Origin of the sequence: Arsenophonus endosymbiont of Apis mellifera, assembly GCF_903968575.1 — a bacterium.
Lineage (GTDB): Bacteria > Pseudomonadota > Gammaproteobacteria > Enterobacterales > Enterobacteriaceae > Arsenophonus > Arsenophonus apicola.
This window is the reverse complement of the sequence record NZ_CAJCFU010000066.1, coordinates 32,319-47,554: the sequence shown is the minus strand read 5'-3', so window position 1 is coordinate 47,554 and position 15,236 is coordinate 32,319. Positions and strand designations below refer to the sequence as shown.

At 38.0% G+C, this 15,236-nt stretch carries 12 protein-coding genes and 1 pseudogene; 4 read left to right on the top strand and 9 right to left on the bottom strand.

Annotated elements, in window-relative coordinates; all coding sequences use genetic code 11:
- Positions 1-15: 15 nt before the first annotated feature.
- Together rpmF and yceD are read right to left on the bottom strand one after the other, a co-directional pair.
- The gene (gene rpmF, locus H1X92_RS11125; RefSeq protein ID WP_180560216.1) at positions 16-186 is read right to left on the bottom strand and encodes a 50S ribosomal protein L32; all 171 of its coding nucleotides are present in this window, start codon (positions 184-186) and stop codon (positions 16-18) included.
- A gap of 12 nt (positions 187-198) precedes the next feature.
- The gene (gene yceD / locus H1X92_RS11120; protein ID WP_180560215.1) at positions 199-723 is read right to left on the bottom strand and encodes a 23S rRNA accumulation protein YceD; all 525 of its coding nucleotides are present in this window, start codon (positions 721-723) and stop codon (positions 199-201) included.
- Between the two features lie 142 nt (positions 724-865).
- On the opposite strand from yceD, the gene H1X92_RS11115 reads away from it, so the two are divergent.
- Positions 866-1,447 carry a Maf family protein gene (locus H1X92_RS11115; protein WP_180560214.1) on the top strand — a complete coding sequence of 194 codons (582 nt, stop codon included), beginning with the start codon at positions 866-868 and terminating at the stop codon, positions 1,445-1,447.
- A 71-nt stretch (positions 1,448-1,518) separates the two neighbouring features.
- Here H1X92_RS11115 and rluC read toward each other — a convergent pair whose 3' ends face one another.
- Positions 1,519-2,466 carry a 23S rRNA pseudouridine(955/2504/2580) synthase RluC gene (gene rluC, locus H1X92_RS11110; RefSeq protein WP_180560213.1) on the bottom strand — a complete coding sequence of 316 codons (948 nt, stop codon included), beginning with the start codon at positions 2,464-2,466 and terminating at the stop codon, positions 1,519-1,521.
- A 558-nt stretch (positions 2,467-3,024) separates the two neighbouring features.
- Between rluC and rne the strand changes: the two genes are divergently transcribed.
- A complete protein-coding gene (gene rne, locus H1X92_RS11105) occupies positions 3,025-6,312 on the top strand; it encodes a ribonuclease E (RefSeq protein ID WP_180560212.1) in 3,288 nt (1,095 codons plus the stop codon).
- 184 nt (positions 6,313-6,496) lie between these two features.
- Positions 6,497-6,787, top strand: a complete 291-nt coding sequence (locus tag H1X92_RS11100; protein ID WP_180560211.1) for a hypothetical protein — start codon at positions 6,497-6,499, stop codon at positions 6,785-6,787.
- A gap of 312 nt (positions 6,788-7,099) precedes the next feature.
- On the opposite strand, the gene tmaR is transcribed toward H1X92_RS11100, so the two are convergent.
- Complete coding sequence (gene tmaR, locus H1X92_RS11095; protein WP_180560210.1) at positions 7,100-7,423, bottom strand: PTS system regulator TmaR; 324 nt, start codon at positions 7,421-7,423, stop codon at positions 7,100-7,102.
- A 439-nt stretch (positions 7,424-7,862) separates the two neighbouring features.
- Between tmaR and sbcB the strand changes: the two genes are divergently transcribed.
- Complete coding sequence (gene sbcB / locus H1X92_RS11090) at positions 7,863-9,290, top strand: exodeoxyribonuclease I (protein WP_370520688.1); 1,428 nt, start codon at positions 7,863-7,865, stop codon at positions 9,288-9,290.
- 109 nt (positions 9,291-9,399) lie between these two features.
- Here sbcB and H1X92_RS11085 read toward each other — a convergent pair whose 3' ends face one another.
- The 5 genes and pseudogenes from H1X92_RS11085 to H1X92_RS11065 all read right to left on the bottom strand — a co-directional run bounded on the left by H1X92_RS11085 (position 9,400) and on the right by H1X92_RS11065 (position 15,232).
- Positions 9,400-10,779, bottom strand: coding sequence for an APC family permease (locus H1X92_RS11085; protein WP_180560208.1), 1,380 nt, complete (start codon positions 10,777-10,779; stop codon positions 9,400-9,402).
- Positions 10,769-10,984, bottom strand: coding sequence for a hypothetical protein (locus H1X92_RS11080; protein ID WP_180560207.1), 216 nt, complete (start codon positions 10,982-10,984; stop codon positions 10,769-10,771). The genes H1X92_RS11085 and H1X92_RS11080 overlap by 11 nt, the downstream gene beginning before the upstream one ends.
- Before the next feature lie 275 nt (positions 10,985-11,259).
- A complete protein-coding gene (locus H1X92_RS11075; RefSeq protein ID WP_180560206.1) occupies positions 11,260-13,233 on the bottom strand; it encodes a ligand-gated channel protein in 1,974 nt (657 codons plus the stop codon).
- Positions 13,234-13,376: 143 nt separating this feature from the next.
- Positions 13,377-14,162, bottom strand: coding sequence for an ABC transporter ATP-binding protein (locus H1X92_RS11070; RefSeq protein WP_180560205.1), 786 nt, complete (start codon positions 14,160-14,162; stop codon positions 13,377-13,379).
- Positions 14,162-15,232 (bottom strand): annotated as a pseudogene (locus H1X92_RS11065) (FecCD family ABC transporter permease). The gene H1X92_RS11070 and the pseudogene H1X92_RS11065 overlap by 1 nt, the downstream one beginning before the upstream one ends.
- Between the last annotated feature and the right edge of the window lie 4 nt (positions 15,233-15,236).

Below are 15,236 nucleotides of genomic sequence, written 5' to 3'. Positions count from 1 at the left end.
TAATTAACACAACAATTATTTATTAATAACCTTGCGACCACGGTAGTAGCCATCAGCAGTCACATGATGACGCAAATGGCTTTCACCAGAAGTTTTATCTACTGACACTTCAGCAGTTGTCAATGCATCATGTGAGCGACGCATACCACGTTTAGAACGAGTGGGTTTATTTTGTTGTACGGCCATTGACCTTACTCCTTAAGTACTTTTTTTTAAACTAGCTAATACGGCAAAGGGATTTGGCTTTTCTGCCTCGTTAGGCAGCTCACCAAAAACCATATCCGCGTCGGACACTTCACAGCGTTCAGAGTTATGAACCGGGATCACCGGCAAAGAGAGGATTATTTCATCTTCAATCATTGCTAGCAAATCTATTTCACCAAATTGATCAACAGTGATTGGCTCATACTCTTTAGGTAATAACGCAATCCTCTCATCATCAATGACAGGACTAAAACAATAAGTGACATGAACATGATGGTTAAAATTTTTACCACAACGTTCACATTTTAACGTGACATCAACATCAGAATCACCTTTTATGACAACTAAATGTTGATTATCTATTGCAAACGACAGTTCACAAGTTACATCACTATCTATACTTACTACTGATCCTACGACACGCAAAACTTGTTCAGGTGAATAATATCCTGAATAATCCAATTTTTTTTGTGCTGCGCGAAGCGCATCAATCGTTAAGGGTAATTTTACCTTTTGCATAAGGCGCGCATATTATCTTTGTAATGAGACATAGTCAAAGGAAATGGCAGCTTTTGCCTATTTTCCCATCAAATATTCGCTATTTAAGCTCTGTTTAGTTTAAAATGTCTTACCTCATTTAGCTATGCATTTTAGATATTTTATGAAATCAATTGTATTGGCGTCAATGTCATCTTCACGCTATCAGCTCCTGGAAAAGTTAGGCTTACCTTTTACTGCCGATGCAGCAAATATTGATGAAACCCCATTAATCAATGAATCAGCAACTTCTCTCGTCACTCGTTTAGCCACTGAAAAAGCAAAATCATTAGCCATTAAATATCCAACCCATTTAATAATAGGTGCTGACCAAGTGGGTCTGCTAGAAAATCAAATAATAGGAAAACCATTAACTCATACTGCGGCCTTCAAACAACTTAAGCAAGCTTCTGGTAAAAAAATCACCTTCTATACTGGCCTTTGCTTATTTGATAGTGAAACTGGAAAATTCAACACCAAATGTGAACTTTTCACCGTCCATTTTCGCCATTTAAATGATATGGAAATTGAAAATTATCTGTTAAAAGAACAACCTTACCAATGCGCGGGGGCCTTTATGTCAGAAGGGTTAGGCATTACATTATTTGAAAAACTGGTGGGACGGGATCCTAATACTTTAATTGGGTTACCTTTAATTAGTTTAATCAATATGTTACGCACACACGGCATCAATCCTCTCAATTAATAATATCACTGCATACAAAAAGCAAACCGGTTGATAATTCAATCTGGTTTGCTAATTTGATTAGCTATGCACTATTGCTTACGTAATATTGCTAAACAGCTTTTAAGTTGTTGGTCTAGAGGGGCGTTAAAAGTTAATTTTTCCCCACTGGCGGAATGGATAAACATTAATGAACTCGCATGCAAAAAAAGTCGTTTTAAACCAGTAATAATTAACTGTTGATCAAAATCGAGATCACCATAACGGTTATCACAGGCGATAGGATGCTTTGCATATTGTGCGTGTACCCTAATCTGATGTGTCCGCCCTGTTATTGGACTGGCTTTGACTAAAGTAGCATTAGAAAAACGTTCTTCAATTTTAAAATGGGTTTCTGAATATTTACCATCGGCGCCGACTTTCACTATCCGTTCGCCACTTTGTAAAATATTTTTTAATAAAAGAGCCTGAATAACTTTAATATGCGATGGCCATTGTCCTTTTACCAGCGCAAGATACTGTTTTTGCATCTGTTTCAGACGCAACTGCTGATGTAATGCCCTGAGCGCTGAACGTTTTTTAGCTATTAATAAAACCCCTGATGTTTCGCGATCTAACCTATGTACAAGTTCCAAAAAACGTGCTTCAGGACGTAATACACGTAAAGCTTCAATAACCCCAAAATTTACCCCACTACCACCATGAACAGCCATACCGGAAGGTTTATTCAAAACCAGCAAATGTTCATCTTCGTAAATTATACAATCAGTGAGTGCGGCTACTTTATCCAATTTAGCCGAAATAACATTCTGCTGTTTCTCTGCCTGTCGAACGGGCGGTATCCTAATTAAATCGCCCGCTTGAATTTTATATTCAGGTTTAACTCTACCACTATTTATTCTTACTTCACCCTTACGAATAATCCGGTAAATCATACTCTTAGGAACGCCTTTTAAACGTGTCAATAAAAAATTATCAATACGTTGCCCTGCTTCATCATTATTGATAGTAACAAATTGAACCTGATTCTGTATTTTCATTATTTTATTACAACATTTTGTTAACATTTAAGTTTGGTAAATAGTGTGACCGAATATTATGATACCTTGTTTCCGCCTTTTTTTCTTAAACATTGTCAATTCCTTTGTCAAATGCATTTTTTTCACATTTTCCCCTATAAAAAAGCAATAAATCGCAAAAGTTATCTTGATATCTACCCATAAGCAATGGAATAATGGACAGTTGCCATAATGTTTATTAAAACAATCGTTGGCGTAATTTGAGATCTATCTATTTTATTTTGATGACACATAAACGCAGCAATGGTGTAAGACGGTGTGTAAAATCAAAATAAATTATTGAATTGTGAACAAAGGTTTACTGGATTAGCTAAACTGTACATTGAACGAATAAATTCAGCAACAGTACTAATTTAAGAATGCAGCATTTTATTTAAACGTAGCTTCACCGAAAAATTGCGTTTCAATACAACCGACAACCGCGAGGTTGACGATTTTGTAAAAGTCACGAAACCATCGGTCAACAGTAACCATTTTTAGTCGCAACTTTTTGACTTAGTAGAATAATGAGTATTTATAATGAAAAGAATGTTAATTAACGCAACTCAACAAGAAGAGTTGCGCGTTGCTCTTGTTGATGGGCAACGTCTTTATGACCTAGATATTGAAAATCCCGGACACGAACAAAAAAAAGCAAATATTTACAAAGGCAAAATTACCCGTATAGAACCTAGTTTGGAAGCAGCATTCGTTGACTATGGATCAGAAAGGCATGGATTTCTCCCAATTAAAGAAATTGCTCGTGAATATTTCCCTAGTCATTATCAACCTCACGGTCGCCCTAACATAAAGGATGTTTTAAAAGAAGGCCAGGAAGTTATTATCCAGGTTGATAAAGAAGAACGAGGAAATAAAGGGGCTGCGCTAACGACTTTTATTAGTTTAGCGGGCAGCTATCTTGTTTTAATGCCAAATAACCCTCGTGCAGGTGGAATATCACGACGTATTGAGGGTGAAGATCGCACAGAACTGAAAAAGGCATTATCCTCATTGGAGATACCCGATGGGATGGGATTAATTGTCCGTACTGCGGGTGTTGGAAAATCAGCGGAAGCGCTACAACAAGATCTACAATATCGTCTCAAGCATTGGCAAGCCATAAAAAAAGCAGCGGAAAACCGAGCCGCGCCTTTCCTAATTCATCAAGAAAGTAACGTCATTGTACGAGCCTTTCGTGATTACCTGCGCCCTGATATTGGTGAAATCCTGATTGATAATGCGAAAATTGTCGACATGGCTCGCCATCATATTGAAGCGATTGGTCGTGGCGATTTTGCAAGTAAAATTAAATACTATAGTGGAGATGTTCCCCTTTTTAGCCATTATCAAATCGAGTCACAGATTGAGTCCGCTTTTCAACGTGAGGTTCGTTTACCGTCGGGTGGTGCACTGGTTATCGACACCACTGAGGCATTAACTGCTATCGATATAAATTCATCACGTTCAACCCGTGGTGGCGATATTGAAGAAACCGCATTCAACACCAATTTAGAAGCTGCTGATGAAATTGCCCGTCAATTACGGTTACGTGATTTAGGTGGACTGATTGTTATCGATTTTATTGATATGACACCTGTTCGCCATCAGCGTGAAGTCGAAAACCGTTTGCGTGAAGCGGTACGCCAAGATCGAGCACGTATCCAAATCGCTCGGATATCACGATTTGGTCTGCTTGAAATGTCACGCCAACGTTTGAGTCCATCACTGGGTGAATCCAGTCATCACGTTTGCCCTCGTTGTAGCGGTACAGGAACAATTCGTGACAATGAATCACTTTCACTCTCTATTTTACGTTTAATCGAAGAAGAAGCATTAAAAGAAAATACCCATGAAGTACACGCGATTGTACCGGTACCCATTGCATCTTATCTACTGAATGAAAAACGTCAATCTGTCACTGAAATTGAGCGTCGACAACATAATATACGTGTCATTATTGTTCCTAACGATCAGATGCAATCACCTCATTACAATGTAATTCGCATTCGTAAAGGTGAAGAAGTTTCAGCCTTAAGTTACTATCTCGCGCAATATCACGAAGCTGAAACCAATAATCAAATAGATGATGCTGGCGGTGAGAAAAAGCTACCGGAACAACCGGCTATTTCTACTTTTGCTCTCCAATCTCAAGCAGATACAAAAAATGCCGTGGTTGTTAAGGGCAAATCAAGTAAACAGAGGAAATCAACCAACAAGCAGACTTCAACAAGTCTATTTAATCGTATTACCTCTTTCTTGAAAAAATTATTTACTCAATCCCAACCACCTATTGCAGAAACAGTAAAAAAATCGAAAAACGCTAATGACAAACGACGTAATAGTGAACGACGTAATAATCGTCGGCCAACTCAGCGTCGTGAACAGAACGACAATATAGATAACCGCCAAAATCATGGCAATACTGATGATCCGCAAACGCGTAAGAGCCGTAATCAGAAAAGTCATTTTAACGATACTCAAGATAGTGCTGCACGTGAAACTCAACAACAGCGTCGCGAACAGCGAGCTGAACGTCGCCGTCGTCAGGATGAAAAACGACAACAGCAACTTGAGACAAAAACGCAGCCACTAGATAAGAAAGAGACTGAAACGGAAAAAACGGTCGTTGTCCCGCTCCGCCGTCAACAGCGTCAATTGGTTCAATCGGTGAGGATCACCAATAGCGTGGCAGAGCAACAAAATCTACCTATTGATAAAGAATATCAGGATATTAAGTTGCCTATTACAAATGGTGCAGACTCAGAGCCTGCTTTGTTAACTACCGCACCCATTATGCCAACTGAATCGATAGCGAAAGAAAAAACAATCAATATGCCGCATGTGACAGAACAGGCTGAATCTCATGAAGCATCTACCAATTCTGCTAATGAACGACAAGACACCATCATTCCGCGGCGATCAAGACGTTCTCCCCGTCACCTACGCGTTAGCGGACAACGTCGTCGTCGCTATCGTGATAAAAATCAGGACAAATCCTTAGTACCATTAAAAATGGCCGTTGCTTCTCCTGAATTATCTTCAGGTAAAGTCTGGATCCAGTATCCGATTAAATTAAATGAATCGCATGAAATGTCATCTAATAGCAAAAATATGATGACAATTAGTGAAAAAACAGCATCTTCTGCTAAGCCAATTGATGGTAATGACATCATCGATAAGGTTGAAACAGAAGAAAAAACAGCATCAATTAGTGAAGCGATTCAATCAACGGAAATATGGCTTTTGCCTGACCAATCAACGGCGACAGAAAGGTCTCTACCCTTTGCTGAAATATTACTTATTCCCATTAAGAATCAAGCTACTGAACAAAATGAAAAAGCTTGTCAACCACTTACTGAAGCCAAAGTGATGTCTGAAAACAGTCTTAATGTAATGGTAGAAAAGCAAGTACAAAGTGGTGCAGCAGCTGATGAGCAGCGACAAAATAGTCTATCTGTTAATGATGAATTTTTCATAGCCGATGGAATTAATAAAGATGAACATTCAGTCCAAGAAATGAGTCAGGAAAAAATAGCCATCTTATCGGATGAAAATTGTAGCCATGTTCAGCCAAATATATCTTCTGTGACTGATGTCATTGCAAAAAAAACCAATCATCGTAAGGAAAGAATTACCACGTTAAAAACAGGCAAAAAAACCGGTTTTTCCTCTGCCCCTACCACAAAGGCACCGGCGCCTGAAATTACTGAAAGCTATTTGGAAATTAAAGCTTATGTACGACCTACAATAACTTTCCATGGCAAAAATGGTGCTGGCGGTCATGTAGCAACCAATGTTGCTACATCCAAAATGTTTAAACCCAAATGATGATCAATAAAAAAATGCCCGAATTAGGGCATTTTTTATTCTGAATTTTAATTAAAACTCACTTAAGCACCTTTTATATCAAAGTCCTTTTAGTAGAATATATATGTCTCAATGGATTGTTTTTGGCGCAGGCAAAGGGATGGGTTATCTTCTCGTATAATATGGTCCTCAGCAAGGTCATTAAGTGATCTCTTTTATTCGTAATGTAAAATATAAAACACGACTAACAAAGATTGGCGCGCAATTCATTGTTGGAGATGCTTGCCAATATAACGACATAAAAAATATTTTTGCTAATATTCCTAATAACAGTATTATATTTAGTACTCTTGGTAGTAATAACTACCTAATCGGCAATCTTAATATTATCAAATCGGCCGAAATGTTAAATTTTAAACGATTATTACTCGTGACCTTTGTCGGCTGTGGTGATGGATGGAAATATCTTTCATCTAAAGCGCTTTTCGGTCTGTAATTCGCCCATAAATCGATGATAGAGAGCTACCTAAAAAACCAGTTCATTAAATTACACTATTCTTCGGCCTAGTGAGCTACTTGATTTACCTACTACAGGTAATCACCAACGGATTTAACTCCACCAAATAGGCTAGGTTACATGGCAAGATATTGCTATAGAAGAGCTGTCTAATATTGCTGAAAATAAGCTAACTTATCAACAGATCTAAACAGTAATAGCTCCAAATTTAAGTTTAAATATCAAATAACCATTACCAACCCCCTGTAGTAAAATAGTGTCACAGGGGGTTAATAAAGTTTTTTACCCGTATTATTGGCTGTCGCTATCAGGGCCGGTTTTTAATTTTTGGGTTAACTCTCGCCGCTCTTTTGATAATTCGGCGTTCTTAATATTATAATCATCGATACGATCTTCATAATCGCTACGCATATTAGCGATTATTGCTCTGATCTCTTCAATGGTCATGCCTTCTTTAATATATTCACTTAAATTATCTAACAGTAGAACTCGCTTCTGATTATCACGAATTTTTTTTTCATTATCTGCTAATTCACGTTTGATCTTATTTTTACGACGAAACATACGCACAAACTCCAGTACATTTTGGAATGACTGCTTATTTTTACTTGTCATTTCTTATACCTTTCAATAAAACATATGCATTATGAATAACAAACTACACGATACGGCGATTAACTGATTGAAACAAGCTAATTTCTAGCATTTTTACTCTGTTTTATTATCCTGGCGTTAATAATAAATTCTCTCTTTTGCTTTTATTAATTTTGTGTTATTAACAACCCAAATTAAATTAACCCAATAAATACAAATAAGTAAAATCTTCAAAATTAACGCCAATACAACAATAATTGATTACATCATGAGGATATTCAGTTCAATTATTTATTCAGATTATTGCGGATAATTTAAAGCGTAAAACTTATCTTTGATTTAGTCACCCATGAGTAATTAAAAATAAGTTAACGTGTAGAGTAAAAAAACATTCATTGTCAGATTAGAATATTTTAATATTATTAAACAATATATTGCGCTACATAAAAAATGGGAAAATATTTTGGCCAATAAGCAAAAATCCTCATTTCTGTTTCACGATTATGAAACTTTTGGGCAGCATACTGCTCTCGATCGACCCGCACAATTTGCTGGTATCAGAACTGACTCAAATTTCAACATTATCGAAGATCCACAAATTTTTTACTGTGCTCCTGCCGATGATTATCTTCCTCAACCTCAAGCAGTAATGATCACGGGTATTACCCCCCAATATGCAATAGCTCATGGCATAAATGAAGCAGAATTCGCTAAACGTATTCATGAAATATTTAGCATAGCTAATAGTTGTATTCTCGGTTACAACAATATTCGTTTTGATGATGAAGTCACTCGCCATATCTTCTATCGTAATTTTTATGATCCATATGCTTATAGCTGGCAGCAAGGTAATTCACGTTGGGATTTACTAGATGTGTTACGGGCCTGCTATGCATTACGTCCTGATGGTATTAATTGGCCTAGCAATGACGAGGGACTCCCCAGTTTTAAACTAGAACATTTAACCGTTGCAAACGGTATTGAGCATGCCAATGCGCATGATGCAACAGCGGATGTTTATGCGACTATCGAAATGGCAAAATTAATTAAGCAAGCACAGCCGAAAATGTTTGATTACTTCTTTCAATTAAGAAATAAAAATGAAGTTAAGCAATTGATTGATATTATTGCAATGACCCCGCTAGTTCATGTTTCTGGCATGTTTGGTGCAATACGAGCCAATACCAGTCTAATTGCCCCACTCGCTTGGCATCCCGAAAACCGTAATGCGATTATTGCCTGTGATCTGGCCGCAGATATTAGTCCACTGCTAACATTAGATAGTGATACACTCAGGCAACGTTTATATACGCCTAAGGCCGAGTTAGCCGGTGAATTAGCCATTCCTATCAAACTGATACATATTAATAAATGTCCCATTTTGGCCCCTGCCAACACCCTGCGGACAGCAGATGCTCAGCGCATAGCTCTTGATCTGGATGTTTGTCAGAATAATTTAGCCATATTGCGACAACATAGTGAAGTGCGAGATAAAGTTATTCGGCTATTTACTGAGGCGCAACCTTTTCCTAGCGCAACTGATGTAGATGCTATGCTATATTCCGGTTTCTTTAGTGATAATGATCGCTCAACAATGGCCATTATCCGTCAAACTTTACCACAAAATTTACCTGCATTAGATCTCAAATTTGACGATCCACGCATGAGCCAATTATTTTTTCGTTACCGTGCCAGGAACTATCCGGCCACACTGACAGAACAAGAACAGCTTGCCTGGTTACACCATCGCCGCGATAGATTAACTAGCGAGAAAATAACCCAATATCTGCAAACTATCGAGCAATTATTTGCCGAACATCATGAAAATAAACAAAAGTGCCAGCAACTAAAAGCGCTGGTAGATTATGCCAATCAGATCGCCAGTTAATTTCGTTTATGTTTATACAATACAAAAGCATGGTAGCCTAACGTAGCAAAGGCCAAATAATTGACCTTTGCTGCGGATAAACTGTTAATAGCGTTAATTTTTGCGATCACTAAACGTCATTCATTTGTGGTAATGGCCGACGAAAACGGCGAGTAATAATTGCCATATAAAAAATGCCAACCGCCGCCCATACCATCCCCAACAACATGGAAGTTTTCTCTAAATTAATCCAAAGCACAGATACGGTTAAAGCGCCCATAATAGGTAAAATTAAGTAATTAAACTTATCCTGCCAAGTATGGCAACGACGCTCTCTAAAATAAAATTGTGAAATAACCGAAAGATTAACAAAAGTAAATGCAATTAATGCCCCAAAATTAATCAACGCTGTCGCAATTTCCATATCAAACCAAATTGCTGTTAACGCCAATATGCCAACTAAAATGACATTAAAAGCAGGTGTTCGCCAGGTAGGATGAACATAACCAAAAAAACGCTCAGGAAAAACACCATCTCTGCCCATAACATACATGAGACGCGAAACACCGGCATGGGCAGCCATGCCTGAAGCTAAGACGGTTGCACAAGAAAAAACCAAAATAATAGACTGAAATAGAGCACCAGCAACATATAACATAATTTCCGGTTGTGATTCGTCAGGTTTTTTAAAATGCGAAACATCAGGAAAATACATCTGTAAAAAATAAGAAACGCCAATAAAAATCAAACCACCAATCAATGCCGTCAAAAAAATTGCTTTTGGGATCACTTTTCCTGCATTTGGTGTTTCTTCCGATAGTGAACTGATGCCATCAAAACCGAGAAATGAAAAACATAAAATCGTCGCCCCGGTGATCATTGGAATTAAATGTGCCTGTTCAGAGGTGAAAGGTCTCCATGACCAAATCTGGCCAGAACCTTCGCCTTTAGATAATCCATGGATCAGAACCGCTAAAAAAACGAGCATGACAGCGATTTGAATAATAACGATAATCGTATTTAAATTTGCGACTAAATTGATACCGCGCAGATTAAAAATAGTCATCAATAAAACTAATCCGACAACAAAAATCCAGGGAGCAATGCCCGGGAAAATGGCTTCAAGATAAATTTTAGCTAACAATATATTAATCATCGGCATGAATAAGTAATCAAGCAAAGATGACCATCCCACCATGAAACCTATATGTGAATTCATAGATTTTTGCGCATAGGTATAAGCCGATCCGGCGGAAGGAAACCGTTTTACCAATTTACCATAACTCAATGCGGTAAAAAGAATAGCAATCAAAGCAATAATATAAGAAGAGGGAACATGCCCATCAGTTTTTAATGACACTAAACCAAAAGTGTCAAAAACCGTCATTGGCTGCAAATAAGCCAACCCCATCATGACAACCTGGATTAAAGTTAATGTCTTAACCAGTTGAGCACGATTATTTATCTCGGTCGGTTCTTTACTGAGAGCTAATGAGATATTATTTGACATGGGCAAAACCTCCCACAACTTCCGATTTTGTCTTGATATTATGACTTAATCGATAGTTATAAGGAAGAGTTCGCTCACGCCTATAGGCTGAGAAAAAAGAGAAATGAGAGAATAAAGTATTTTCGAAGCTGAACGCTCCGTAGTCATTAATAATACAGCAACCATGACCGATTGGCACAGGTGCAAAAATAGATAATTGCGCCATAATAGCATTCCTCACGACGGTAGCCTGCTCTAGTTTGACTACGCGTTTTTTCTAACAGTGGTATCAACCCCGGCCAGGTTTCCGGCCTCATATAAAATTAAAGAAATCAGCTTAAAATAAAAAAATAACCGATGCAATTAATGAGCATCAGTTATTTCTGATGGCGCATTCTGCCCTTCATCATATGAAATAGCAATATTTTTTTAATTTTTATTAAAAATTTAGCTAACTCTTAGGATGAGTATAGCTAGCTAACTTTTTTACTCAAAATGATTTTAAAAGTTATAATTTAATCCTAAATTATAGCGACGACCGTCTAATAAGGCGTTGTTATCGTTATCCACTAACCGTCTATCTAAAATATTATAAACCCCAGCTAATAAAGAGAGATTTTTACTTAGCGCATAGTTTATTCCCATATCAATAAAGGTATAAGAAGGTAATTGATTGGCCATTGATGAGCGAGAAAGATATTGATTTGTTCTGCCACGGAAATTTATTCGTGTCCAAGCTTCTAATTCACTTATTGCCTGCCAGCTTAACGATGCATTTGCCATATGTTTTGGGGTCTGACTAAAGGCTTGCCCCTTATAATTGCCACTTAGTTGTTCAGAATCTGAATAGGTATAATTGGCTGCTAGTGATAAATTATCCTCAATTTGCCAATTAAATGTTGCCTCAATACCCCGCAAGTTAGCCTTATCAACATTATCACGGGTACTAATAAAATCATATTGACTACCATCGGGAATAATCGCATTACTACAAGCCGCTAATTTATCGCCACAAAGACGGTATTCCATAATTTTATCTTTAAAATCAGTATTAAAAATCGTTACACCAATATTCAGATTATCCTGATTATTCCATAATAAACCAATTTCCTGACCAATACTCTTTTCCGGTTTTAGGTTAGGATTGCCAAGAATGATCCCTTTACTCGTTTGCCCACCACTTATTTGGCCCCAGTTAGGCGCGACTTGGCGTAAATCAGGTGAACGATAGCCGGTCGAAACACCACCTTTAACTATCCATTGATCATTGATATGCCAAACACCATATAAGCGAGGAGTCCAATGTGAACCGAAATTCTCATCTTTATCCATTCGAATGCCGGCGGTTAAGCTGAAGTCATTAGTAATAGTCCATTCATCTTCGCTAAATAGTGCCCAACTCCAGCGGGTTAATTTATTAAAATTGGCCGCTGTCGGTAATTGATTACCTTGGTCATGTAAATCTTCATAACGATATTGGCCACCAATACTGAGCTTATGTGAATCTAAATCAAATACTGTCTGGTTTTTGAGTAGGTTATCATTATATTGCATATTTCTACCAGGGTTGTCTGATTCATCACGTTGGATAAATGTATCCATTGAACCCCATTGATAATTACCATTGTGCGTCAATGCATAGTTATTACGTCGATAAGTAGTATTATCATCTTCACATGATCGTTTTGTGCAAGCTCGGGTTTTACCAATTGTCGAGTCACGTTGCTGTTCATCGTGCTTTAAATCCAGATCAAAATTATTTTGCTCATCGGGGGTGAATGAAAATGTTACCCCAGCGTTACCCATTAGTTGTTTCTTATAACCACCCACAAATTTATCTTCATTACGCTGGGAATAAAGACCATTCGCTTTCACTCCCAACACACCGTCAATTAATGGGCCAGCCAGATAAAAACTACCCTGACCCGCATTGCCCGAATTACTACGTTCAGCAATAGTTGCATCCGCCCGCAAACTACCATACCAATTTTTACCTATTTTACGCGTAATGATGTTGATCACTCCTCCCATGGCATCTGAACCATAAAGTGAAGACATCGACCCACGCACCACTTCAATACGTTCAATCGCAACCAATGGCGGTAGCCAACCTTGTTCTATACCAGAACCATCACTATTGGGTCGAGTATTACGAGTATCTACCCGTTTGCCATCAACTAAAATCATGGTGTACTTGGCTGGCATACCTCGAATGCTTATATCGGTGCTACTTGCACCCCCTATTACTTGGACGCCAGGCAGATCCTTTAATGCATCTGTTACGTCACGGTAAGCTTTATTTTCTAGTTGTTTTCGATCTATGACTGATATAGATGCAGGCGCATCTTCAATTTTCTGCTGAAAGCCAGATGCGGTAGTAACAATAATGGTGTCACTATCTTCAGCAGCATAACCGGCCGCAGAAATAAACGCGATAATTATTAATGTTAATTTATTTTTATTAAAAAAATTCATTCCCTATTCTCCAAGAAATAGCAGGATTATTTATTAGTCAGAAAATCAACATAAGCTCAGATGCCAGTGAAATTAATTTTCCCGGTCTTTTTTTATTAATTTTTTATTTCACTCGAAAAGCACAACCTAATTTGAGATTTCAATTAGAATAAATTGGCAACTAATCCATCGATTAATACTTGAGGAACCCCTTGTGAACAGTGCTCAATGCGTCCAACGACACCATAAACATTAGCCAAATTTTCAGCTGTAATAACTTCTTCAGCCGAACCTTCTGCAACCAAACAACCTTCTTTTAACATTAATATATGTTCACCATGTCTTAAGGCAATATTAATATCGTGCACAACAACAATAGTAATAGTATCTCTGCGCTTAGTTTCTTTAGCCACTAGATCCATAACATGAAATTGATAATTTAAATCCAGCGCACTCAATGGTTCATCAAGTAACAATAGCTTTGGTTGCCGAATAAGGGATTGGGCTAAACCCACTAGCTGTTTTTGTCCACCTGATAACTGATCTAAATAACACAAGGCCAGATGCTCTATGCCTAATTGCCGTAGCAGTTTCATCACCTCTAATTGGCAGATTTGATGGCACTCTCCGCCAGCAGCACGTTGGGCAACAATAATTGATTCCAGCACATGTAAATGAACACCAGCCGGTAATGATTGGGGCAAATAAACAACTTGTTTAGCGCGTTGAGCAAAATTCATCGTCATCAGATCCAGGCCATTTAACCATAACTGGCCTGCTGCGCTATTTAATCCAGCCAAAGAACGTAATAGAGTAGATTTGCCACTACCATTTGGCCCAAGCAAAACAGTAATTTTGCCTTTAGGTAAAATACCGGTGAACAAATTTTGGATCACCGGACATTTAGGATAACCTGCATTAAATTGATTTATTTGTAATCCATTTATCATTAAATATTTCCTCTATGACGCAGGATCATACTCAAGAAAAAAGGAACTCCGACCAATGAAGTTACAATACCCACAGGTATAATGACGCCGGGAATAATATTCTTTGACGCAATCGAAGCCATCGATAGTACTAAAGCGCCAATTAAAGCACTGGCTGGTAAATAAAATCGATGATCTTCACCAAACATCATTCGAGCAATATGGGGAGCAACTAAACCAATAAAAGCGATAGGGCCGACAAAAGCGACGGATAAAGCTGCCAACATACTGATTCTTAATAATGTCCCCAAACGCAATCGACGAACATCTATACCAAAACTGATTGCGCGATCTTCCCCTAAACGTAACGCAGTTAACTTCCAAGCACTCAGCATGGAGATGGGAAAAATAACTGCAAAAATGACTGCCATAATTGCCAGCTTAGCCCACGTTGCCTTTGCCAAACTCCCCATTGTCCAAAAGACCAATCCCTGCAGAGTATCTTCAGTGGCAATAAATTGCATTATCGAAACTAATGCATTAAAGCTAAATACTAATGCAATACCAAACAGTACCACGCCGGAAGTTGCAATGCGTGTCCAACGAGTGATCGCATCCAACATTAATACCGCTAGTAAAGCAAAGATAAAAGCATTGACAGAAATAAACCATTGTTCAGAGATACCGGCAATGCCAATGCCAGAAACAATCGCTAATGCGGCACCAAAAGAGGCAGCACTAGAAACACCTTATGTAAAAGGGCTGGCTAGCGGATTATTTAAGATAGTCTGCATTTCAGCACCAGCAAGTCCAAGTGACATACCAACCATAACAGCCATTAATGCATAAGGTAGGCGAATATCCCAAACAATTACTTGTGTAGCAATATCAACACTCGCAGGTGAGATCAACGTTTGCCATAGCTTAGCTAAAGAAAGACCTGATGGGCCCAAGGTAAAATCAATTACTAATGACAGCATAATTAACATAATAATTGACGATATCAATATAATCCGACGTTTCAATATATATTGATAATGCGCTTTAATATTTATGCCATCATGGTTAGCTTGCTGCCTAAAAGCTGACATAGTT